Here is a 23734-nt window from a genome sequence, read left to right as displayed (position 1 = left end):
TTTTAGCTGGCATTTTTGTAGAGATTGACTAAACTCATTTTTTATTATACCCTATTTAAAGGCACAACAGCTTATGACATTTAACTGGAAATGGTCGTCGGGGCGATCGCATTAACCGTCAAATTTACGAGGTGGTGGTACGATACCTCAATTGCAGCACCACGCAAGAGGCTAAATCTCCAGAGAACTTCCAAGCCCTAGTCAAAGTCTAAATTTCTATGAGACTAATCTATTAATCGTTGTTCAATACAATTTTTTTATTATCATCTTTTCCCTGATAATTGCCCTTTTTGCCTCCTATAAGCCTGAGAATTAACCGGGAAAATGAATCCCAAAAACGGTGAAAGTATGCGTTGTTGTTGGTAATTGGTGATTCTTGGACAATGGGAACGGGCATCTGGGCAATGCACTTTATAGGAATGCTGGCTTATTACCTGCGAGTATTGAGCGCCTACAATTTACCCCTTGTGATTGTCTCTTGGCTTGCCGGAGTCATTGCATCTGGTATCGCCTTCTACAGCTTGCATCGAGGTTTTGCACACAGGTTCTCATTGTTAATCCCCGGTATTCTCATGATATCTGGCATTGGAAGTAAGCATTATATGGGCATGGCTTCGGTGCGAGTACCTGCCGAAATGCACCATAATTACTGGATTGTGGCACTGTTTGTCTTAGTTGCCGTTATTTCCAAATCGATGAGGAAGTCCGATGTACGACTTGACGAGATTCACTTTAAGGGACATGGCGGAATGCGGGTTGGCCCTACGCCAGTTCGGCTTGGGGGTTGAAAGTATGGAAGAGGCGAGTAACAGAATTGTTAGGTATCTTTACGAAAATTTCTGTACTAAGCCAACTGGTGAGAAATCCTGCGCCCTCGTCCGTTTGTTAAAAACTCACCCTTATGAAGACTTAGAAGTCGAACTTGCCGAGTATGCCCGTAGTATGTTGGACCACTATCCCCCTTTGCCTGCGATGAAGTGCATGACTCTACTGGCAACGGTAGGAGAACAAACGGAATGGAACTCAAGACACAAATCCGTTGGACACAAAGCTATTCCACTGGCAAGCGAATCTGTAGTCGCTCAGATACCGATGATCTCACAACTCATCAGACAGCTCGGCTTAGATATAAAAACAGTTATCAACCCTGACCCGAATCTTTTGGTAGAAATCGAGCAGAGAAAATACAACGTCTTCCATGTACCTGAAGCGATTGGCAGTCCCTATATTCCCGCTCAGGACTCCTTTGTGATTCCCTTCGGAATCAAGTCTGTGTTAGGGTTTGGTGGTCTATTGCCTTCGGGCAATATGTTTGCAATTATCATGTTCTTGAAAGTCCAGATTCCTATTAGCACGGTTCAGATGTTCAGCACTCTGGCGCTAAACGTAAAGACAGCACTGCTGCCCTTCGATCGAGGAGCTGTCTTCGCTCAAAAAAAAGATGAATCTGATACAGCCTCTAAGCAAATATTCACAATAAACACTGAGCAGGAGATAGCGCAGCTTAGATCCCAGGTAGCGACTTTGAGGCAGTTGCTTGATGTTTTTGACCAATCGATCTCCGTACAATCCGATCGACTCGAACAAGCCATAGAGCAACTGGCAGACTCCGCGCAAAAGTTAGATACCCTCAACGAGAGACTCAAGGAAGACAATCTTCGCATGGGTGCGGAATTGGATATCGTACGTCAAATGCAGCAGATGATTCTGCCCAATGCTGAGGAACTGAAAATTGAAGGACTCGATATTGCTGCATACATGGCTGCTGCTGATGAAGTCGGCGGCGACTACTATGATGTTTTAAAGACCGATGGTGTTGTCACTCTTGGCATCGGCGATGTCACCGGACATGGACTCGAAAGCGGTATCTTGATGCTGATGGCGCAAACGGCAGTCCGTACCCTAAAGGAAATCCGCGAAACTGATCCGGTGCGGTTCCTAGATGCGCTCAACCGCACCCTGTATAAAAACGTGCAGCGCATGAAATCTGAGAAAAGTCTCACCCTAGCGATTTTAAATTACTCCCAAGGACGGGTCAGCATTAGCGGTCAGCATGAAGAAACAATCATTGTGCGACGAGGAGGAGAAATTGAGCGAGTAGACACGGTGGATTTAGGCTTGCCCATCGCCCTCCACGATGACATTGCTGAGTTCATCAGTCAAATTTCAATTGAGCTACAGCTAGGAGATGGTATAGTGCTATATACCGATGGTATTCCCGAAGCAAAAGACATTAACAAAAAACAGTATGGCGTTGAGCCGATGTGTGAAGTCATTAGCAAAAACTGGCCTTTATCGGCTGGGGAAATTAAGCAAGCGGTGATTGACGATTTACGACGCCATATCGGCACTCAAAAAGTGTTTGATGATATTACGCTGTTGGTTTTGAAGCGTACTGAATTGGGTGTAGAAAACAAGTCACAGCCTCAAGCAGCCACATGGGTTTAGAGCGATCGCCCATAGGTCGAAAAAACAAACTTATGACATTAAACTGGAAAATAATCGTCGGGGCGATCGCATTAACCGTCAAATTTACGAATAGGTGGTGAGATATCTCAAATGCCGCCTCCCAAAAAAGCCTGAATCTCCTGAGAACTCTAAAGCTGTAGTCAACGTCTAAATTTCTATGCTTAAATCTATCTAATGATCTCTGGCATCAAGGTCAATAAAGGGTTTGAGCACGGGATGAGCGATCACTTTATTGACATTAGTGCTTTTGGTCAATTAAAACTCTTCACTCCAAGCTTTTATACATAGCAACGTAAGGCGCGCCGAGGCGCACCCTACCGGATAGATATGCAAGGGTAATTTCTATTCCTCTCAAAGCTTTTTTTGATCTCAAACAGCTTTGTTCTATTTTTTCTTTGAATCTGAAACCTCAGAAATCAAATCATCTTTATCAACTTTGGGTACAAAATCAGGGCGTTCTTTGGCTTCCCAACCGGGGGGACGCTTGGAGTTATACCAGGCGATCGAGCCGATCGTAGTGGCAGCAATAAAGCCAGCAACAAGAACTAATATTGGAGTGCTCAAGCTGACACTTGATTCCGGAACTGGCTGCTGCATCAGCAGGTCAATCATTACTTGCCTGATGGGTGCAACAACAACTGCTATGGGAGTGGTCAAGCTGATATCTATCATTAGGCTAAATCCTTATCTACTCTACTTTTACATTATCTTAAGTGCTAATGCTGTTTTGTTGATATATCGGAAGACAGAAAAATTGACAGAATTGCCGTCATAATGTTTAGAGCTTGAAAATAGGAGAGCTGATTTTATGTCGTTGCTGACAATAGCATTGCTGTTGGCTGCTAGTTTCAGCCTGGGTGCTTTACCACTAACGGGATGGGCGGTGCGAGTGTTTAGCAGCCGAGATTTGAGGGCGCTGGGTACGGGGAATGTGGGCGTGTCTGCTGCTTTCATTCACGGGGGGAAATTAGCGGGAATTGCTGCGGTGTTGGCGGAAATTGCCAGGGGTATTGTGCCGGTTTTGGCGGGGCGATTTTGCTTCCCGGATGCACCTGTGATCGCGATCGTGCTGTTAATTCCTCTAGTTGCAGGCAGATATGCGATCGCCCGTGGTGGAGGCGTTACCAACGCCGTTTGGGGTCTTTTGGTATTTTCGCCGCCGGTGGCTGTATCATCGGGCATTTGGGGGATTCTGGTGTGGGGTTTGGCACAGCGGTGGTGGGGTGAGGGCGATCGGGCGAGACTCTTTGCTTCCCGTTGCGGGTGTCTGTGCACGCCAATTTGGGTTTGGGCGTGGCGACAATCTTTGCCCGAATTTTTAGCCGCAGCAGGATTAGCTGTTTTGTTAGCAGCAATTAATTTCAGTCAGGGTGATGATATGGGTTTATCTAAATCAGAGCAATTGTTTTCTCTTGATGACTCGTTAGATGTTGCAATCTGCGGCGATAAAGCTGCTAAATTGTCTCAACTGAAACGCGCAGGTTTTAACGTACCTGCTGGTTTTATATTGCCATCGCAGGAAGAAGGAAGAGGGAAGAAGGAAGAAGGAAGAAGGAAGAAGGAAGAAGGAAGAAGGAAGAAAGAAGAAGGAAGAAGGAATGAGGAAATTGCCGATCGACTGTTAATCAGTAATTCTGTAATCCAAAATCTAAAATCCCAAATCCCAAATCGAATGATTGTTCGTTCTTCTGCTGCGGGAGAAGATGGCGACATTAGTTCGGCGGCCGGACAATATCAAACTATTGGTCCTGTTTTCACTGAAGCTGAATTGCTTGATGCAATTAATCGCTGCCGCCAGTCTTATTGGACTGCCGAAGCTGTTGATTACCGCCATCAACGACAACTCACCGATACCCAAATGGCTGTATTGATTCAGCCTTACATTGACAGCAAAATTGCGGGAGTCATGTTCAGCCGTAATCCTTTAGATGGCGGTTCCCAAATTATAATTGAAGCTCTGCCGGGAGGTGCTGAATCTGTTGTCGGCGGACAAGTTACTCCGGTTCATTTAGAAATTGATTTTAGTACACCTGAAATTTTAGAAAAACCATTAAGCGCACTTGAAAAAAATTCAATTTTTGATAAAAAAGTTATAGCAGAATTAGTCAAACAAGCGCAAGCTATCGAAGCTTTTTTTCACGGAATACCGCAGGATATTGAGTGGAGTTGGGACGGGGAAAAAGTTTGGATTTTGCAAAGCCGCCCGATTACAAATTTGCAGCCGTTTTGGACGCGCACTATTGCAGCAGAAGTGATTCCCGGGGCAATTCGTCCCCTAACTTGGTCGATTAACCGGCCGTTGACTTGCGGGGTTTGGGGAGAGATTTTTAAGGTGGTTTTGGGCGATCGCGCGATCGGCTTAAACTTTAATGAAACGGCAACTTTACTGGGCTCTCACGCCTATTTTAATGCGACTTTGTTGGGCGAAATCTTTCGGATGATGGGATTGCCGGAGCAGGGTTTGGAATTTTTGCTGAGAGGGCAAAAAATGGGCAAGCCGCCTTTGGGGAAGATTTTGCCTTCTTTGCCCGGTTTGTGGCGTCTGGGCCAGCGAGAGAGGGCGCTGAATGCAGAATTTAAGGGCGATCGTACTTCTATTTTTCTCCCGGCACTGCAAAGTCTGGAGAAGGAAGGAGGAAGAGGGAAGAAGGAAGAAGGAAGAGGGAAGAAGGAAGAAGAAATATTAATGCCCAATGCCCAATGCCCAATGCCCAATTATCAATATTTGTCGGAATTGTTGGAGAGAGCAGAGCAAATTCAGGAGTGGCTGAAACCGATTACTTACTACAATATATTAGGGCCGATCGGGCTGGCTATTCGCAAGGCAATTTTTCGGGTTCCCGATGAATGGATGGACAATGATAGCGCTCCTGAAATTGCTTCTGTGCGAGCGTTGCAGCAGTTGGCTCATAAATTGCGGCAAGCTGCTGTTTCGCAGTCGGAGGAAACTATTTCAGTAGCACATTTAGCACAGACATTTGCGGAAACTCCGGCTTTACAAGCAGAGTTTGAAAAGTGGCTTGAGATTTATGGATATTTGAGCGAGGTGGGAACGGATATTGCTGTTCCTACTTGGCGAGAACAACCGGAAGTTTACCAAAAACTGCTAATAAGTATGGCTCAAAAAGCCGACGTTAATTTAGTCAAAAAGCGGAAATTAGGCTTGAATTTTTCGCAGAAGTGGCGACTAGATAAATGTCAGGAAAGAGCGCTCGTCAAAAACGAAATTAGCGAAATTTACGCGCGGTTGTTGGCTCATTTACGCTGGACTTTTTTGGAGATTGAAGCTTGCGGATTGGCTATGCAGGTGTTTCAGGAAAGCGGGGATATTTTTTATCTGGAATTTGAGGAAATTCAGCAGTGGATTCGTAGCGGGGCGAGTGTTTCCTTTAAGGATACAATTAGGGAAAGGCGCGATCGGCTAACAGGCGATCGCGATCGCCCAATTCCCCCTGTCGTCTACGGCAATTTGCTGCCAAACTCTCAGAAAAGGGCGATCGAACTTGCCACATCCGCAACTAATATTATGCAGGGAATTCCCGCGAGTATCGGTCGTGTCGAAGGCTTTGTCAAGATTTGCCGCACCGCGAGTACAGATTTAGGAGAAAATGCGATCGCAGTAGTCCCATACACCGATGCAGGTTGGGCGCCGCTGCTATTAGGAGCAACAGCAATTATTGCCGAAGTTGGCGGCCAACTATCTCACGGAGCAATTATCGCTCGCGAGTACAAAATTCCCGCAGTCATGAATATTCCCGAAGCGACAACTCGCTTGCGAGACGGTCAAAAAGTCCGAGTAGACGGATATCTCGGCACTGTAGAATTGCTGGAATAATTAGCAATAGGAAAGATGCCTGTTCCACAAAGAGTTGATTTCTTGTGGAACAGGCATCTTGCCTGTTAATAAAAAGATTATTGAAAATGGTGCAACATCTCAGCAATCTCGTAAACCCGCCCCCGCCCCACAAAAAAGCTTTCCTAAGCCTTTAAGAAATTCTCGACAACATAGTTCCCCACATTTCTACCACACTTCAACCCCTCTACGTTACCACTCATGAAATGGATGCCTCCGTAAATGCGACTCATGCCCGCTTCGTCAGCAGCTTGGCTAAAGTTTTCAAAAGTTCGCAAACTATTGACAGACTTGTCTCCCTTGTCCCCAAAGCCGTAATCCGAACCAAATACAGAACTCATAACAATAGCTGCTGCACTGCTAAAGGTGCTGTGCCCCGATGTGTACTCTGAGAACGACGGAGTAACCCACAGCGGATTCCACTGGGGGTCGGCTGTCGTGTTGGGATTGTTGTCTTTGTCAGCTTGGCGGATAGCTGTCACCGGTCGCCAGGAGTTGTAGTGATACTTGGCATCCCAGCAAGCAATACCTGCATCAGCCAAGGCAATATTTAGAAGGGCGAACAAGTGGGCACTATCTTCTAAGGATTGGCCAGTGAGAGCCGCTGCTTCTTCGGCGATTTGGTTCCAGTGACCGGGAGGGGTGAACGTGCCCCCGGCATCTGACCAGAAATGGGAGAGCGCAGTTTGATCTGGGGTGCGGGTAAGACTGTCACTTTTGCCGATTTCTTTGACGTAGTTCAATTCCTCTGCGTACTTGGCACTATCGAGGGCGGGGGGGGCCGGCGGGCGGAACTGAGAACCCCTAGTCAGGGCAAAGGGACTCACGTCCGGCCACTGGGGAGCTACCCCTGGGGCAAAAGTGGGGGGAGTCGGCACCCAACTGCCTGGGTCAGCTTTGGGTGTGTACGTCACTGTTTTGTTCGCGCCGTCTGTACTCCGCCAAGTGATAATTTGGTCGGCAACTTGCTGTCCGAGGGCGATGCCCTCGTCTTTGGATTTGCTGTCAGGAATTTTGGCTAGAGACGATGTATATGCTTGGTCGAATTTGCCGGCTTGTGCTGGGTAGAGACTGACTAAGACGCGGTGGGCTGCTGCTGCTGCTGCTGTTTCTTCGGACGTGCCTGCTGGTGCATCTATACTGACGCGGTAAGGGCTGTATTTTTTGCTAATAGAGTTAACAGAGTCGTAAATGGCTGCGTGAACCATTGCCATGTTGCGGGAGGCTAGCGGAGGCGGGGTGTTGTCTGTCCGCACGGCGTCGAGTAAAGTGGCGTTCCAGTCTGTAACGACGCTTCCCGATATTAAAGTTGTGAAGTTGCTGCGATTGATGGTGTCGCTGTTGACTCCTTGCAATACTGCTAAATATTCGCCCGTGAGTTTGTCTTGAATTACGGTGCTGTTGTTGTTGACTCCGGTGCCTTGTTGGATATTTAAATCTTCAAAGGTGAGGCCGTTTAGCAATCGAATTTTGTCATTGCCGTTGCCGAAGTCGGCGATGTAGTCGGCTGTAGCTACAGTTGGGCCCCCGCTGCCTTTAGCAATGGCAAATATATCATCGCCTGCGCCACCGCTGATGGTATCGCTACCTGCGCCGCCGTAGATGATATCGTTGCCGGAATCGCCACCAATTAGGTCGCTGCCTTTGCCTCCCCAGAGGATGTCATTATCTGCACCGCCGGTGATAGTGTCGTTGCCTGTGTCGCCGCAGATTTTGTCTTTGCCAGCATCGCCTTCGAGATAGTCGTCTCCGCTGTTGGCATAAATTATGTCGTTGCCATCCAAGGCGTTAAATCTGTCTGGTTGGGTGGTTCCTTCGAGATAGTTAAAGTTATAACTAGGGGTCAGGGATGCCATGTTTATTGATTGGATATTTTGATTAAGGTGGAAAGGTTGGTACTGTAGGTAGATGCTTACGTGTGTTTACCCCTGACTTAATATTAAACTTTGTGGTGGGGATGTAAACACCACAACACAGCTTTATTGAATCTTTAATATTTAACAGGCTTTTTATGAACTTTTGCGGTCTGAAGCTACGTAAAAATACAGTCATTAAAACGGCCTCAGATACTGCAACTTTGTTAAAGTTTTACAAAAAAGCTGTTTGTTTTAATATTTAGAGGAATATAATTTTTACCTTCATAAAAGGTGCGAATTGTGTAACTGAGTAAGTATATATTGATTAAGCACTTCTCAAAGCTGCGATCGGGTCAAGTTTGGCGGCTTGGCGGGCGGGGACAACGCCGAAAAAGAGGCCTACTGCACCGGATACACTGACCGCAAGGGCGATCGCCACGGGCGAAATACCAGCTTGCAAGGGCGTGAAATTACCTACAAGCAAGATACCGCCGATACCTACGCAAGTACCCACTATCCCTCCGGCGGCTGATAAAATTACAGCTTCGACAATAAATTGAAACAAGATATCTTGTTGGGATGCGCCGATCGCCTTTCTGAGTCCAATTTCCTGAGTACGTTCGCTGACTGAAACCAGCATAATGTTCATAATCCCAATGCCGCCTACTAATAGGGAAATGCTGGCAACAGCAGTTAACATAAGTGTCAGAGCCCCCGAAATTGCACCCATTGTTGCCATTAAATCTTTCTGATTTCTCACCGTAAAATCATCTTCGGTAGTAACTTTGTGCCGCAGTCTTAGCAGGTTTTCAACCTGAAATTGAGCCGCGTCCATTTTCGATTCATCTTTAATCGAAATAAATATCGAGGTGACAGCTAAACCGTAGGGAGATTTCCGCCCGACAATGCGATTGGCCATTGTGGCGATCGGCACCACAGCCGAGTTATCGTAATTCGTACCAAAAGATGTCCCTTTTGGCGCCAATACTCCAATTACTTTCATACTGACATTTTTGACTCGCACTTGTTCGCCGAGGGGGTTAGCATTGCCCAAAAGTTTCTCGGCCAATTCTGAACCGAGAACAACAACTTGATTGTTTTGCCTGACATCGAGATCCGTCAAAAATCGCCCTTTAGCCATTTCAAAGTTTCGGACTGTGAGAAATTCTGGAATTGTGCCGAAAATTAGAGATGAGACATTTTTGTTGCTGTAGCGAACTATTTCAGAACTGTTGAGTTCTGCGGAAACGCCTTGAACCGACGGGACTTGAGTTGCGATCGCCTTAGCATCTTCTACTATCAGTGTTTGAGGCGCATTTGAGATAGCACTTCGCCTAGCATTGGGTACTCCGGGTCTAACTATCAATACATTTGTACCGAGGGCTTGAACTTGTCCTCCTACAAATTTTTGAGCTCCTTCTCCAATTCCAATCATGGCAATTACTGAGGCGTTGCCGACAATCATGCCAATCATCGTTAAACTGCTGCGAGTTTTGTTGGCTAGTAGCGTTTGACCAGCCATTTTGACGCTTTCAATAAAATTCATAGTTTGTTATTGGTTATTGGTTATTGGTTAGGAGTTATTTTGATAACAATCAACACTCAACCGTGAACAGTGAACAGTCAACAGTCAACCGTCAACAGTCAACACACTAATTAAGCACTTCTCAATGCTACAATCGGGTCTAATTTAGCAGCTTGTTTGGCAGGTACGATGCCGAAAAATAAGCCTATGCTGCCGGAAACACCGACGGCAAGTGCGATCGCCACTGGGGAAACACTAGCTTGCAGGGGAGTAAACGCAGACACTAAAAAAACGCCACCGATACCAAATCCAGTGCCGATCGCGCCACCTGCCGCTGACAAAATCACAGCCTCGATCATAAACTGAATCAAAATATCCTGCGGAGAAGCTCCGATCGCCTTTCTCAGCCCAATTTCCTTCGTGCGTTCGGTAACAGAAACCAGCATGATATTCATAATCCCGATGCCGCCCACAAACAGCGAAATTGCCGCCACGAAAGCCAACATCAACGTTAAAGCACCGGTTATGCTGCCCAAAGTCTTCATTAAATCTTTCTGATTTCGGACAGTAAAATCATCCTCTTTCGTAATATTGTGGCGCAGTCGCAGCAAATTCTCTATCTGAAATTGCGCCGCTCTCATCAAAGTCTCGTCTTTAATGGAAACCGAAATAAATGTTACCTTTGTACCGTAGGGAGAGGAGCGACCGACAATCCGGTTTACCATTGTTGTCAATGGCAAATAAACGTTCATATCTTGATTGTCGCCAAAACTAGAACCCTTCCCCTGCATGACTCCTATTACTTGAAAAGTAGAGTTTTTGATCCGAATATATTGACCGATGGGCTGTGTATTGCCAAACAATTGTTCTGCTGCTTCTGAGCCTAAAGCAACCACATTTTCTTGTCTTGCTAAATCCAGTTTGTTTAAAAATCGACCTTGAGCAACATCAAAGCTTCTTACCGACAGAAATTCGGGAGTAGTTCCGACAATGGAAGACGAAACATTTTTATTGCGGTAAGTAACGAGTTGACTATCGTTGAGAGTTGGTGCAACTTCTTTGACAGAAGCAACTTGAGATGCGATCGCATCGGCATCTTCCAACACCAATGTCTGAGGTGGAATCACCGGGCGACTTTGCGCTTCAGGACTTCCGGGAATCACAAATAGCAAATTTGAACCCAGAGAGTTAACTTGTCCCGCAATAAATGTTTGAGCTCCTTCGCCGATACCGATCATAGAAATTACGGAAGCATTACCGATAATAATTCCTAACATCGTCAAGGTGCTGCGAAGCTTGTTTGCCATCAAAGTTGTGACGGCCATTTTGACGCTTTCAACAATATCCATAAGTCGATTTTGGATTTTGGATTTTGGATTTTAGATTAGGGAATTGGGATTATTGGTGTCAACTTAATATTTAAACCCATAATAAATCTCGCTTGTAGTCGAGTCTCGATCCCCCTAAATCCCCCTTAATAAGGGGGACTTTGAATAGTCTTGTCCCCCCTTGTTAAGAGGAACCTTGACTGCTCTTGTCCCCCCCTTATTAAGAGGGACTTTGACTGCTCTTGTCCCCCCCTTATTAAGGGGGGTTAGGGGGGATCTCCGGGTTTGAAAACACCCGAGAGCGAGATAAATAATCCCCTATGCCCTATTTCTGATTCTTGATAATATCCTCTAATTTTTTACCTTGAGGAAGTTCGGTAAAAACGCGATCGCCCACTTTTGCACCCTCTAAAATCTGAATCTTGTTGCCAATAGTCGAGCCAACCGTAACAGCCTTAAACTTCGGCTGTTGTTTTTCATCAGGAACCAGCACACCCGTTTGACCTTTATTAGTCACAATTGCCACCGTCGGCACAACTAAAGCATTGCTCAACTTTTGACCAACAAATCTCAAATCTACGTTCATCCCCGATTGCAAGAAATCCTTGCCCGTAGCAATGGCCACTCGCACTTGAAATAGCGTCACATCCCGTTCCTTCACAGCTTCGGGTGCAATTAACTTAACGCGACCTTGAAACACTTTATCTGGATAAGCATCGGCGACTATTTCAACTTCTTGACCCGCTTTAATTTGACTGATATCAGCCTCCGGGACTTTCGCCAAAACTTCCACATCTCTAGCCAAAGCGACAATCGATGTCGAAGTTGCCGAAGTAGCTTCCGAGGCCGAAGTTGCCGGAGTTACAAAAGCTCCTTGGATGGCGTATCTTTGGGTAATAATTCCAGCAAAAGGAGCGCGAACTTTCGTATCTTCTAACTGCACTTCTTGAAAGCGTACTTGAGCTTGAGCTTCCTCTAATTCAGCTTTAGCTTGAGCTATTTCTTCCGGGCGAGAACCGTTTTCTTGTGCCGCCAATTGGCTTTTTGCTTCAGCAACTGCTGCTTCGGCTTTGGCGATTTCTTCTGGACGGTTGCCGTTTTCTAGCTGCCCTAATTTGCTTTTAGCTTCGGCAACTTCTGCCTCACCTTTGGCAATTTCTTCCGATCGCGTGCCGTTTTGCAATTGCTTCAATGCTTGCTGCTCTACTTCCACAGCAGCTTGCAGTTGCTGAATTTGCGACAGCCGATTTTCTTGTAGTTGTTGCAGGCGTCTTTGAGATTCTGTTAATTTAGCTTGGGCTGTACGATTTTCTTTAATTAATTCATCGAGTTTATCTTTAGCAAGAGCACCTTCTTCCACTAACGGTCGGTTGCGTTCCACCCGTTGAGCTGTTAGTTCAGCTTGAGCTTTACTCGATTCAATTTGCGTTTGTGCTTGGGCAATTTCTTGTTTGACACTGCCGGTTTGAGCGTCTGCTAAACGAGCTTGAGCTTGGGCTAAACGAGCTCGCCCTTGGCTGACTTCTTCCACGCGGCTGCCGGCTCGCAGTTGCTGCAAGCCAGCTTGAGTTTGCTGCAAGCGAGCTCTTGCTCCTGCAACTTCTTCTACGCGACTGCCGGCTTGGACTTGCGACAGACTGGCCTCGGCTTGCTCTAAGCGCGCTCGGGCGCTGGCAATATCTTCCGATCGATTCCCGGCTTCGATTTTGGCGAGTTTTGCTCGCACGCTGGCTTCGCGGGCTTTAGCTTGGGCTAGTTGAGCTTCTACATCGCGGCTTTCCATGCGGGCAACAATCTGTCCTGCTTCCACTTTATCGCCCTGTTCGACAAATAATTCTGCGATTCTGCCGGAACCCTTGGGGCTGAGATTCACGCGCTGTACCGGCTGCACCGTGCCGCTGGACGTGATCCGCACCGTGAGGTTTTGCGCTTCTACGGGGACAGTCATAGTGGCGATCGCATCTACTTTCGGCTGCGATCGACTTTTTGCTACATATATAGTGGTCGGTACAGCTAGCAACCCGGCTGCAACCAACCCAATCGCCCACCGCTGCGGTTTGCGCGCGGGTTTCTTCGGAGACTGCTTTTGGGCGGTTTTTTTATCTGCAATTTTGGTCTCTGCGGCCTTGGTGTCTACAGTCTGAGTATCTTCCACCTTGACCTGAGCAGTTTCCTTTTTGGGGCTAACGATCATACCGACTCACCTAATTTAATCTCAGGATTACCTTTAAAGGTAGAATTTTTTCTGATGCTTGGCATCGTCTTTCAGACTCATCCGATCGGGTGAATTTTAAAAAGTTCCCCAACCAGCACCTGTAAACAATTATAGCTAATCTTTGCAAATTATTAAATAATGTTAAGTTTTTTCATCCCAAAGAGGTGGGCCCAAACTGAATCGCTGCCGGCTGCTGGCAAATAAAAATATATTTTAGCAGATAATATTGTTTTTGGGATCTAGGAGTGCGCTTCTCACCAGCAACAAAGGTGGATTTGACGATCGACCGTCACTAGGTTATTGCGGACTCGTGATAGCGATCGCAGCGGGATCTGCCAGTGCGAATCTCGCAACGACTAAAGTATGGACACACTTATTCTCATAAACCCGGTTTCACGGGCAGCGGTGCGTAAGTCCTGAATACATATCCGCCCGGTGTCCACAACAGGTTAAAATATTTTTCAAATTCGTTAAAAATGGAAAATATCAACAATGAATCGTCCTCAAAGTGTTACAGTTCTGGCAATCTTGCAGCTAATTAGCGGCATCTTCAGTTTGCTTGACGGCTTGTTCATCTTACTTTTTGCTGGCATTTTTGGCGGTCTCGGGGCGGCTGTCGGCGGGGCGAAAGTTGGCACTGTAATCGGCAGCTTCATTGCAATTTTTGCGGCGCTCAGTTTTATTTTAGGCCTCCTCTCCTTACTCTTAACTTGGGGTTTGTTTCAACTAAGAAATTGGGCTTGGACGGGAACGTTAATTGTCCATATCATCGCCATCCTCGCGCAAATTGTCAAAATGTTTGGCAGCGGGGGTACAGCAGTCAATTTTTTAACTCTGGGTTTTGCAGGGGCTAGCATTTACTACCTGCTGCGACCGGATGTTAAACAAGCATTTCGTGTCTGATTTCCTTTTAATTAACGGTACTGAATTCTCGGATCTAAAAAAGCATAGGAAATATCAACCGCGAGATTAATCAGTACAAAACTGACAGACACAAAAATTACTCCGCCTTGGACAATTGGGTAATCCCGCGTCAGAATACCGGTGTAAATCCAAGAACCAATTCCCGGCCAGGAGAAAATCGTTTCAGTCAAAATAGCGCCGCTTAAAAGAGTGCCAAACTGCAAACCGATAGTTGTGACGATCGGCAAAAACGCATTTTTTAAAGCGTGTTTCAAAATCACCCAATATTCCGGCAATCCCTTAGCCCTCGCAGTGCGAATGTAATCTTGAGAAAGCACTTCCAGCATCGCAGAACGAGTGATGCGAGCTATAATCGCCAGGGGAATAGTTCCTAAAGTCAAAGCTGGAAGGCTTAAATGGGCGATCGCATCCCGCAAAGCCGCCAAATCCCACCTCAGCAACGCATCCAAAATATAAACACCCGTAATCGACTTAAAACCAAACCCCAAATCTACACTAATCCGTCCGCTGGGAGGCAGCCATTTCAGATAAACAGCAAACAAATAAATCAACATCAATCCCAACCAATACACGGGCAAAGATACGCCAATTAACGAACCGCTCATCGCTAGATTGTCCAGCCAGCTATTTTTCCGAACAGCAGCCAAAATCCCCGCCGGAATTCCGATAAAAAGTGCCACCAACATCGCCACCACAGACAATTCCAAAGTAGCAGGCCAGCGACTTCTAATTTCATCAATTATCGGAATACCGCTAATAATACTATTTCCCAAATCCAAGCGCAGCAAATTCCATAAAAAAGCCAAATATTGCACAGGTAAAGGCTGATTTAAACCTAATCTCGCTCTCAACACTTCCACCTGTTCGGGAGTTCCCCGTTCTCCCAACAGCACTGTAGCTGGGTCTCCGGGTATCAAATGCAAAAATATAAATACAAGCAGAGTGATTCCGAAAAGGACTGGCAATAGTCCCAGCAAACGTTTGGCAATATATTGAAACATGGCTTTATTTTAGTTTGTAGAGTGCGTCAGCTTGAAGACTTGTTAAATTTTCATAAGTTTTAATGTGCTGACGAACCCTACCATTGTGATTAAAACCCGATCAAACTATTTCTCATGGCGAGAGTGTTAGCTTTCGCGAACCGAATAAAAGCAATCGCAAAGCCTTAAGCAAAATCAGATCGCAATAAGAATAAGTATAATGTAAAGTGCTTAGGGGCGAACATTCTCCTCGATTTTCAAGACTTACTAACTTCCTCAAAAGACTCCGACCCCAAAGGGCTCGGAATCCAACCTTGAATATTCTTGCGTTTCCCTAAAAGCGGCTGCGAATGTACGATCGGCAAACGCACAGCTTCCTCGTGTAAAATCTCGCTAACTTCCGCATAAATTTTCGCCCTAGCTGCTTTATCCCCACTCGCCCTCCCCCGATCCAAAAGTTCCTGAACTTTCGGATTTTTCCAATTTCCCAAATCCGCCGTCGAACCAGGCCCGAAGTGAGGATAATAAAAATTGTCCGGGTCGCCATAATCTCCAGTCCAGCCCATCATAAAAGCTTGAAATCCGGGAGGTTTGAGCCGATCGGCTAAATAAGCAGACCAATCCTTTGTCAGTAATTTTACCCGAATCCCGATCGCGCTCAAATCCGCCGCAAAAGCCTCAGCAATCGGCTTCGGTGTAGGAAAATAGGGACGGCTGACGGGCATATACCACAAATCCAAATCAAAACCGTTCGGATAACCGGCTTTCGCAAGCATTGCTTTAGCTTGCTGCGGGTTAAATTCATAATCTTTAACTTGCTCAGACGCCGCCCAATTTAGCGCAGGCGGGATAAATTGCGAGTCGTATTTTCCCAGTTCTCCCCAGAAAGCTTTGACTATTGCTGGCTTGTTAATTGTTTGAGCGATCGCCCGCCTGACTTCCGGTTTTGATAAAGGTTCGTAACTCGGATTTAACCCTAAATAACCGACATTAAAAGAAGGTCGCACAACAGCTTCTAAATTAGGATCTCCCTGAACTTCTTTCAGTTGCTCCGGCGTTAAATCCACCGTCAAATCAAGTTGACCCGCTCTCAATTGAGCCAGCCTCGCCGCCGGATCGTCAACAAAACGAATTACCAATTGGTTGACTTTTGGCGTGCCAGTTTTCCAATAACTCGGATTTTTCTCCAAAACAATGCGATCACCCGATCGCCATTCCTGAAACACAAAAGGCCCCGTACCCACCGCCAGCGAGCCCGGAGTGCCGTATTTAGCACCCGCTTTTTTCACTGCCGCCGGACTCGCCATCCCGAAATAACCCGACCCAATCGCCGAGGGAAAAGCAGCAAAAGGTTGATTTAAAACAAACTTAATCGTAGACTTATCAACAACTGCCACATCTTTTACTAAAGAGTCTTTTTCTCCCTTAAACCCACCAAAAAAATCTTTCCAAATCGGATAATTCTTGCCCGCTTCTCGAAAACCGTTAGGATTTTTCGCATCCCACCAGCGCTCTACATTAAACTTAACAGCTTCCGCGTCAAAATCAGTACCGTCGTGAAACTTTACCCCGGAACGCAACTTAAAAGTCCAAGTTTTACCATCTTTAGAACTTGACCATTCAGTAGCCAGACTCGGTTCAAGTTCCACAGTTCCCGGTTTAAAATCAGTCAAGCGATTGTAAATTTGGTCGATCGCAATCACCGAATTGCCATCAGTAATATTGCCCGGTTCCAGATTGACCGGCGGCCCGCCCGCACCGTAAACTAAAGCTCCCGGTGGAGCCGCAGCAGGAGTTGTCGGAGTTGGAGAATTATTGGTAACCGTGTTTGAGGGCGTGCCGCAATTTGATAAAATTACACCCATCCCAAAAACTAGAACTAATAAAACTAAACGCCAGGATTTTAACAATCTCATTTCCATAACTCCTGTTTAATAAAAAATTGTACTCATATAAATTTATAATTGGCTCATTCTCCCCCTCTCCCGCCTCTGCGTTCTCTGCGGTTCATTTAGTAAATTCTATATTAAAATACAATAAAATGAAAACACCCCATAAAATGGGCTGATGATATCATAATCAATGGCAAAATCTCAACTTACAACTTTACATTAGGCTACGCAACCAGCATGAAAGCCAAAGTTTGCTGCCAAGCTATAGGGGCCATTCCATTGTATATCGTAGATTTTAAATTTACTCCACAGATGAATGTGAGAGTTGAACTTTCGTCTAAAATTTTATCTCTCCACCCCGTCGGGGGATGGTATGGGTTTTGGAGCGAGCCACAAGCAAAGCGATCTATTAATTCGACTGTTTGAAATACGATCTACGTGTGGAGCGTAAACATTCCTTTTCCCACCCAAAATATCTTTGAACCTCTGCATATAACAACCAGATTCGGCATTGGCAAACATCAATATTTTTCTCTCTTCTCTTTCTCTGCGCCCTCTGCGCCCTCTGCGGTTCGTTGAAAAAAATCTAGTTTACTTCCAGTAATAGGATGGCTATAGGCGATCGCACCCACCCTACAAATCAAAACTCTCTTCACCAATACTTCCCAGTTCCCCACTACCCAGAAACTCTTCCTCCTCTACTTCCTCAATCCCAGACTCGAAACTTTCCACCACAAACGGCAAACCAGCCGCCATCAAACCCCGTTGAATCAGTTCCGGCGTTTCGTCAAACAAAACAAATAGCGGATGAACAGCCTCAGCTTCATCGCTGTAAATATGTCTGTAGCGGTACGGCATCACCCATTCGTAACCTTTATCCAGCCAAACCTGAGACTGTCGCCAGCGGCCGAGCAACTCCGAAAATTCTTCGCCCGGACGATGAATGAAAATCAAAATTTCCACTCCAATTTTAACTTTCCATTCAGGATCGCACATCAAAATCGCCAAATCGCAGGGCAAACAAACTGCCTGTCCGGGCGATATGCTAGTGCCGCCTCTTCCCGCATACGAAACCCCGTCCCGTAAGCGCGCAATTGGCAAAGGAATGGTAATTAAACTATCATGGGCGCGGCGGATACTCGGAATCATTTCCATGTAAACCCGATATTTTTTCAGCAGTGCGATCGCGGCAGAAGATTCGCTGTACTCTGCTAGTAAGGCCTCGTAATGTGATTGTTTAACAGACATTTTCAAACCAAAGAATAAGTAATTATTAATTGCTGCTAATTGCTAATCGTTCGCTTCTCGTTACCAGGAAGCCCCGGATAATGAAGATTTGGAGGCTGAGCCTCCCAATTATTTTCTCCTTTTAATCGAGGCTGTACCTCCTCCAAAGGTCTTCCCAGGCAGAGCCTGGGAACGATTGAAATAGTCATTGGTTATGCGTTAATTGGTACTAACTAATAACTAATAACTAATTAGCCTTTTCTTTTTTACAGCTTCTGGAACACTGCGAACATCGGCAGATACATCGACAGCAAAATCGAACCTACGATACCACCGACGACAACAATCATCAGAGGTTCTAGCATACTGGTAAGTCCTTTTACTGCTTCTTCCACTTCCGTTTCGTAGAAAGCGCCAACTTTCATCAGCATCTTGTCAAGTTCCCCAGTTTCCTCGCCAATTGCCATCATTTGAATAGCCAAAGACGGGAAAACTTGCTGTTCTTGCAAAGCAATACTGATCATGCCGCCGCTTTGAATTTCCTGCCGGGCATATTCGATCGCATTAGATATCGCCTGATTCCCAGCCACATCTCGCACAATTTCCAAAGAATTGAGAATCGGCACCCCCGATCGCGTCAGCGACCCAAATATGACGCAAAACCGAGCCACAGCAGATTTTTCGATCAAATCTCCGAAAATCGGCAACTTCATGGCAATCCTATCAATTTGTAGGTGACCCATTGGAGTTTTATAGTACATATCGAAGGCAAATTTTAGCGCTATAATCACCCCAATAACCGTCAACTGTTGGATCGGAGGCCAAGCCGTACAAAATGCACTAATTCCCAACATGATCAGCGTAAAAGTTGGTAAATCTGCACCAATATCCTTAAAGATTTTAGCGAAAGTTGGTAGCAAGAATATAGTCATTGCGAAAAATATCACGATCGCAATAAAGAACACAGTCTTCGGATAAGACATTGCCGAATTAATTTCAGCCTCCGTCTTGTGATTTTTTTCCATCATCACGGCCAGACGGTCGAGGGTTTCATCTAGCACCCCCCCGACTTCTCCCGCCGCCACCATACTGATAAACAGTTGGTCAAAAACATCAGGAAACTTAGCCATCGCCTCTGCCAAGTTTATCCCCTCCTGCACGTCAGCATTCATGCTTCTGAGCGCTCGCTTCAGCTTAGCATTAGAACACTGCTCGTGCAGCACGGAAAGGCATCTCACGATCGCCACCCCTGCATTAAACATAGCCGCAAACTGACGAGCAAAAATAGCCATATCCTTAACAGTAAGACTGGTAAGGTTATACTCAATTTGCTCCTGAATCTTACTGAAATCAAAGCCACCTTTCGGTTTTTCACGGATAACGTTGGTAGCCACAGCTCACCTCTGAAAATTTATTAAAAGTTATGACTCATCAGTCATCAGTCCTCAGTTCTTTCTACGGACTCCTGACTAATGACTGCTGACTGAATTAATGAGCTTTTACCGGGGCGCCACCAACAGGTGCCGGACCGATCAAGCGTTCGAGTTCGTCAGCCTTAGAAGCCTTGCTCATTGCCGCTTCCCAAGTGACTTTACCGCTCTTGTAAAGTTCAGCGAGAGCCATTTCCATCGTCCTCATGCCCAATTTCGCCCCCATCTGGATTTGGGAGTAAATCATTGGAGTTTTGCCCTCCCGGATCAAGTTAGCCATAGCTGGAGTATTCACCATGATTTCCATAGCGCAGCAGCGGCCGCCCCCAATTTTCACTACCAAATTTTGGCTGCAAATTCCCACCAAAGAGTTAGACACCTGGGCGCGAACCTGGGGTTGTTGAATTGGCGGGAACACGTCCAAAATCCGATCGATCGTTGCACCCGCAGAATTAGTGTGCAACGTTCCCATCACCATGTGACCCGTTTCTGCAGCCGAAATTGCCAGACCGATCGTTTCCAAGTCCCGCATTTCCCCCACCAGAATCACATCAGGATCTTCGCGCAAAGCTGCTCTGAGCGCATTAGCAAAGCTCTTAGTATCTTCGCCCTTTTGGCGCTGGTGGAACAAACTCTTGATATTAGGAAACACGTATTCGATCGGATCTTCAACTGTTAGAATATGTTCCGCGCGCGTCCGGTTGACCAGATCCAACAAAGCCGCCATCGTAGTAGTTTTCCCGGAACCCGTTTGTCCCGTCACCAACAGCATACCCCTGGGTCTTTCCGTCAGATCCCGCAAAATCTGCGGCACGCCTAAAGCATCAGCATTAGGAATCTTAGAAGCCAGAGCCCGCATACAAGCAGCCCAAGCACCCCGCTCCCGGTAAACATTGACGCGGAACCGAGCCAATCCCCGAACGCCGTAAGCGCAGTCGAGTTCCCACTCCATTTCCAACTGCTTGCGCTGCATATTGTTGAGCATTTGGAAAATTAGGATCTGCACTTCCTCAGCAGACAGAATGTCGCCGTATTGCGTCTGAGGAGTTAGTTTACCGCTGACTCGGAAGAATATAGGCGCGCCCGCTTGGATGTGTATGTCCGAACCCCCTTGCTCTACCAGGGACTCCAGTACGTCTTCAATCATTAGACCCATAGATACCTCTCCTCGATCAAATTGATAGTTATTGACCAATCTAGCTCAGTTAACAGTCAACAGTTAACTGCTGAATCAATCCAAAAAGCGTGGTGTCAAGCAGTACGGACAATCCAGCATCTCCGGCTTCAATTCCGCCTGACAAGTTTTGCAGGTAAGCCCCTGCTTGCGTTTGGCTTTCATTTCAGCCTCCAGGCCAGAGTCAGTAAACGTCACCCGCTCGACTTCTTCAAAAGTAGTCGCGCCTTCCCGCACCAATTGCAAGCTGTAAGCCAACAACGTTTTCATCCCTTCTTCTACTGCTGCTTCCTTAATTTGCTCTGTGGGAGCTCCTTGAGTGATCAGAGTTTGAAGCCGCTCAGTATTTTTGAGGAACTCGTAAACCCCTACCCGTCCTTTGTAGCCTAGGCCGCCGCACTTCCGACAAAGTTGCTCGCGTTCTGCCAGTTCCTTCCTTTCCTCCACCGGTATAGTGTTGGCTTTGTAAATAGTCAGATCAATTTCTTGAGAAGCCGACAGACCGTACTTGCCGAGTTCTGCGGCAGTAGGCTGGTAAGGAATGCAGCATTTGTCGCAAACGCGCCGCATCAGACGTTGAGCCAACACGCCCAACAGAGCAGCCGAAACCATGAACGGTTCTACGCCCATTTCTGCCAAACGCGCGACTGCCCCGGCTGCGTCGTTCGTGTGCAGCGTCGTCAGCACCAAGTGTCCCGTCAAAGCAGCTTCCAGAGCCGTTTTTGCCGTTTCCTTGTCCCGCGTTTCCCCCACCAGCATCACGTCAGGGTCTTGCCGCAAAAATGCCCGCAGAATGTTGGAAAAAGTCAAGTCTTTTTCCCGAATTACTTGACATTGGGTAATTCCTGGCAAAGCATATTCGATCGGGTCTTCCGCCGTACTGATATTAACCCCCGGATCGTTCCGTTCCGCCAGAATCGAGTACAGAGTAGTTGACTTGCCCGAACCCGTCGGCCCCGTCACCAAAATCAGTCCGAACGGACGGCTAGCACTCTCTCGCACTAAAGCCAGAGTTTCTTCGTCGGAGATTAACAAACCCAAACCCAACTGAGTGCTGGAACTGTCCAAAATCCGCAGCACGATTTTTTCGCCGTACCGGGAAGGCAAGCTGTTCACCCGGAAATCCACCGTGCGTCCCTCAAATACCCGGCGGATGCGGCCGTCTTGAGCTTGTCGGCGTTCCGCAATATCCAGGTTGGCAATAATCTTGAAACGAGCGGTAATCGATGCAACTACCTGCTTGGGAAACCGGAAATACTCTTGCAGCACCCCGTCTTTCCGCATCCGAATCCGCATGAACTCTTCTTGAGGTTCTACGTGGATGTCAGACACCTTTTCCGACAAAGCTTTAGCCAAAATGATATTGACTGCCTTAATTACGGGGGCCGCCTCTGCATCGTCCAAAGTGTTAGCGAGGTCTTCTTGGTCGCTACTCTCCTCTTCTAGTGAGAGCTCGCCAAAATCTCCCTCCCCTAAATCCATCTTTCTCTGCTTTTCGATCTCAGCTTTTTTAGCTTCTCTCTTAACTTGGTCGTCTTGATAGGCAGAAGTTATGTCCTGATAGTCGTCTGGCGTAATCACCCGTCGCTGCAAAGCCAAGCCGTGAGGCTGTAAAATCCGCCGCAAATCTTCTATCGCGTTGAGGTTGTCGGGATCTACCATTGCCACTAAAACCGCCGCAGGCTCAGTTTCAGTCTTTGCTACGGGTAAAAACCGACCTTGGTGACAAATGTCGATCGAAATCTTCAACGCCTCGAGCATAACTCCGAGTTGCTCGTTAGACATTTCGCTCATCTCCGGGTCAAATGCTTCAACGCCGTAGACTATCTTCCGTTCAAACATCTGCTGCTTCTTGTAAAGTCGCAGCAATTCTGGGGGTAATGGCTGCCCGGTAAGTGCTTCTAATACCTCCGTCAAACGCTTGCCGGACTTCTGGCTTTCAATTTGAGCTTGCTTCACTTGCTCGCCGTTGACGTAACCCGACAGAATCATCTTGGTGAGAGCCGGAGTAAATTGGCTCACAGAAACTATGGATGTGTTGGAGCGAAGCGGGGATGTGCTAGTCATAAAAAACACTCAATAGGTGGGAAACTCAGTCACAAAGAGTGCTGAGAGGAAAACCAAGGCGGGGTTTTAACCCTCGTATTCTTTGCTTATGGATCAGCTATCATTTTCTTGCTCAATCCCTATCTCTCAAGTGTAAGCTCGAAGTCCCCTCTAAGCTTCGTCCACAAATTGACGAGATGTTGGAGGGATTTGCCGGTGCTTGCAATCAAATCTTGTTCGTTGAGTGCTAAGTTGCTTACTTACCTGATTAACTTGGGGGATACTCTCGTTATAGCGTCAGGACACATCACTTGGGGATTCCCCGTACCGGGAGAGAAAAGCGGGGTGGGGTGTGTGCCCTTCCCAGGCTAATTCTATTTTCCCAAACTGTTTGCTCAAATTACACCGCCCGTGGTGGCGCGCTTAGCTGTACTAAATTAAAGATGACCTATGTTCTGTGATGATAGCTTTTCCGAAAGCTTGGATCGCCATTTTGAAATATATTTTGATTAATTATCTGCGATCGGTCACTTCCCGATCGTCGCCTGCATCAGTTCCCAGGGCAAGTTTTGAGCAACTCTAGTTTTGGAGCAGTAAATATTACTTTGATTCTAGTTTGGTGTCTGAACCTTTGTGACGTAAGCTTAACGGTTCATAAATGTTGGAAAGCAGCCAATTAGATATCAGTCTAATCTACAGATAATTACCTCTGCCAGACCAGCTAATGTCTATCATTGGGCAGGGTAAGCTCATCTAATTTGGTATAAATTGTACTTGACTTTAAGGGCAAGATATGAAGGAGTATCCAGTCAATA

Annotated in this window: 15 protein-coding genes; 4 read left to right on the top strand and 11 right to left on the bottom strand. The window is 46.6% G+C overall.

Annotated features, from left to right (window positions below; all coding sequences use genetic code 11):
- The first annotated feature begins 353 nt into the window (after positions 1 to 353).
- Together QT996_RS25010 and QT996_RS25005 are read left to right on the top strand one after the other, a co-directional pair.
- Positions 354 to 788, top strand: a complete 435-nt coding sequence (locus tag QT996_RS25010; protein WP_333049868.1) for an MHYT domain-containing protein — start codon at positions 354 to 356, stop codon at positions 786 to 788.
- A 4-nt stretch (positions 789 to 792) separates the two neighbouring features.
- On the top strand, positions 793 to 2448 hold the full coding sequence (locus QT996_RS25005) for a SpoIIE family protein phosphatase (RefSeq protein ID WP_333049866.1): 1656 nt from the start codon (positions 793 to 795) through the stop codon (positions 2446 to 2448).
- A gap of 405 nt (positions 2449 to 2853) precedes the next feature.
- On the opposite strand, the gene psb35 is transcribed toward QT996_RS25005, so the two are convergent.
- Positions 2854 to 3066, bottom strand: coding sequence for a photosystem II assembly protein Psb35 (psb35, locus tag QT996_RS25000; protein WP_333049870.1), 213 nt, complete (start codon positions 3064 to 3066; stop codon positions 2854 to 2856).
- 211 nt (positions 3067 to 3277) lie between these two features.
- Here psb35 and QT996_RS24995 point away from each other — a divergent pair, with 211 nt between their 5' ends.
- Entirely contained in the window at positions 3278 to 6304 is a 3027-nt protein-coding gene (locus QT996_RS24995) for a glycerol-3-phosphate acyltransferase (protein WP_333049865.1), read from the top strand.
- Between the two features lie 143 nt (positions 6305 to 6447).
- On the opposite strand, the gene QT996_RS24990 is transcribed toward QT996_RS24995, so the two are convergent.
- From QT996_RS24990 to QT996_RS24975, 4 genes are all read right to left on the bottom strand, one after another.
- On the bottom strand, positions 6448 to 8178 hold the full coding sequence (locus tag QT996_RS24990) for a phosphatase PAP2 family protein (protein WP_333049864.1): 1731 nt from the start codon (positions 8176 to 8178) through the stop codon (positions 6448 to 6450).
- Between the two features lie 325 nt (positions 8179 to 8503).
- Positions 8504 to 9724, bottom strand: coding sequence for an ABC transporter permease (locus tag QT996_RS24985; protein ID WP_333049863.1), 1221 nt, complete (start codon positions 9722 to 9724; stop codon positions 8504 to 8506).
- A 110-nt stretch (positions 9725 to 9834) separates the two neighbouring features.
- Positions 9835 to 11052 (bottom strand): ABC transporter permease, encoded by a 1218-nt coding sequence (locus tag QT996_RS24980; protein WP_333049862.1) that lies wholly within the window; start codon positions 11050 to 11052, stop codon positions 9835 to 9837.
- A 304-nt stretch (positions 11053 to 11356) separates the two neighbouring features.
- Positions 11357 to 13225 (bottom strand): efflux RND transporter periplasmic adaptor subunit, encoded by a 1869-nt coding sequence (locus QT996_RS24975; RefSeq protein WP_333049861.1) that lies wholly within the window; start codon positions 13223 to 13225, stop codon positions 11357 to 11359.
- Between the two features lie 513 nt (positions 13226 to 13738).
- Here QT996_RS24975 and QT996_RS24970 point away from each other — a divergent pair.
- Positions 13739 to 14149 (top strand): hypothetical protein, encoded by a 411-nt coding sequence (locus QT996_RS24970; RefSeq protein ID WP_333049860.1) that lies wholly within the window; start codon positions 13739 to 13741, stop codon positions 14147 to 14149.
- Positions 14150 to 14160: 11 nt separating this feature from the next.
- Here QT996_RS24970 and QT996_RS24965 read toward each other — a convergent pair whose 3' ends face one another.
- From QT996_RS24965 to QT996_RS24940, 6 genes are all read right to left on the bottom strand, one after another.
- On the bottom strand, positions 14161 to 15171 hold the full coding sequence (locus tag QT996_RS24965; protein WP_333049859.1) for an ABC transporter permease: 1011 nt from the start codon (positions 15169 to 15171) through the stop codon (positions 14161 to 14163).
- Between the two features lie 236 nt (positions 15172 to 15407).
- On the bottom strand, positions 15408 to 17066 hold the full coding sequence (locus tag QT996_RS24960; protein ID WP_333049858.1) for an ABC transporter substrate-binding protein: 1659 nt from the start codon (positions 17064 to 17066) through the stop codon (positions 15408 to 15410).
- Between the two features lie 609 nt (positions 17067 to 17675).
- Positions 17676 to 18290 carry a hypothetical protein gene (locus QT996_RS24955; RefSeq protein ID WP_333049857.1) on the bottom strand — a complete coding sequence of 205 codons (615 nt, stop codon included), beginning with the start codon at positions 18288 to 18290 and terminating at the stop codon, positions 17676 to 17678.
- 245 nt (positions 18291 to 18535) lie between these two features.
- Positions 18536 to 19663: a type II secretion system F family protein gene (locus tag QT996_RS24950; protein ID WP_333049856.1), complete on the bottom strand. Its 1128-nt coding sequence runs from the start codon at positions 19661 to 19663 to the stop codon at positions 18536 to 18538.
- A gap of 94 nt (positions 19664 to 19757) precedes the next feature.
- Positions 19758 to 20855 carry a type IV pilus twitching motility protein PilT gene (locus QT996_RS24945; RefSeq protein WP_333049855.1) on the bottom strand — a complete coding sequence of 366 codons (1098 nt, stop codon included), beginning with the start codon at positions 20853 to 20855 and terminating at the stop codon, positions 19758 to 19760.
- A 75-nt stretch (positions 20856 to 20930) separates the two neighbouring features.
- Positions 20931 to 22940, bottom strand: a complete 2010-nt coding sequence (locus tag QT996_RS24940; protein WP_333049853.1) for a GspE/PulE family protein — start codon at positions 22938 to 22940, stop codon at positions 20931 to 20933.
- Positions 22941 to 23734: the final 794 nt, after the last annotated feature.

This window comes from Microcoleus sp. S13C4, assembly GCF_036700865.1.
Lineage (GTDB): Bacteria > Cyanobacteriota > Cyanobacteriia > Cyanobacteriales > Microcoleaceae > Microcoleus.
The sequence above is the reverse complement of the archived record's forward strand: the minus strand, read 5'-3'. Positions and strand labels throughout refer to the sequence as shown.

Bases quoted from the DNA above. Each gene is read 5' to 3' on its own strand.
- QT996_RS25005 (WP_333049866.1), top strand. From the start codon at position 793: ATGGAAGAGGCGAGTAACAGAATTGTTAGGTATCTTTACGAAAATTTC.
- psb35 (WP_333049870.1), bottom strand. From the start codon at position 3,066: ATGCAGCAGCCAGTTCCGGAATCAAGTGTCAGCTTGAGCACTCCAATA.
- QT996_RS24995 (WP_333049865.1), top strand. From the start codon at position 3,278: ATGTCGTTGCTGACAATAGCATTGCTGTTGGCTGCTAGTTTCAGCCTG.
- QT996_RS24990 (WP_333049864.1), bottom strand. From the start codon at position 8,178: ATGGCATCCCTGACCCCTAGTTATAACTTTAACTATCTCGAAGGAACC.
- QT996_RS24985 (WP_333049863.1), bottom strand. From the start codon at position 9,724: ATGAATTTTATTGAAAGCGTCAAAATGGCTGGTCAAACGCTACTAGCC.
- QT996_RS24980 (WP_333049862.1), bottom strand. From the start codon at position 11,052: ATGGATATTGTTGAAAGCGTCAAAATGGCCGTCACAACTTTGATGGCA.
- QT996_RS24975 (WP_333049861.1), bottom strand. From the start codon at position 13,225: ATGATCGTTAGCCCCAAAAAGGAAACTGCTCAGGTCAAGGTGGAAGAT.
- QT996_RS24970 (WP_333049860.1), top strand. From the start codon at position 13,739: ATGAATCGTCCTCAAAGTGTTACAGTTCTGGCAATCTTGCAGCTAATT.
- QT996_RS24965 (WP_333049859.1), bottom strand. From the start codon at position 15,171: ATGTTTCAATATATTGCCAAACGTTTGCTGGGACTATTGCCAGTCCTT.
- QT996_RS24960 (WP_333049858.1), bottom strand. From the start codon at position 17,066: ATGAGATTGTTAAAATCCTGGCGTTTAGTTTTATTAGTTCTAGTTTTT.
- QT996_RS24955 (WP_333049857.1), bottom strand. From the start codon at position 18,290: ATGTCTGTTAAACAATCACATTACGAGGCCTTACTAGCAGAGTACAGC.
- QT996_RS24945 (WP_333049855.1), bottom strand. From the start codon at position 20,855: ATGGGTCTAATGATTGAAGACGTACTGGAGTCCCTGGTAGAGCAAGGG.
- QT996_RS24940 (WP_333049853.1), bottom strand. From the start codon at position 22,940: ATGACTAGCACATCCCCGCTTCGCTCCAACACATCCATAGTTTCTGTG.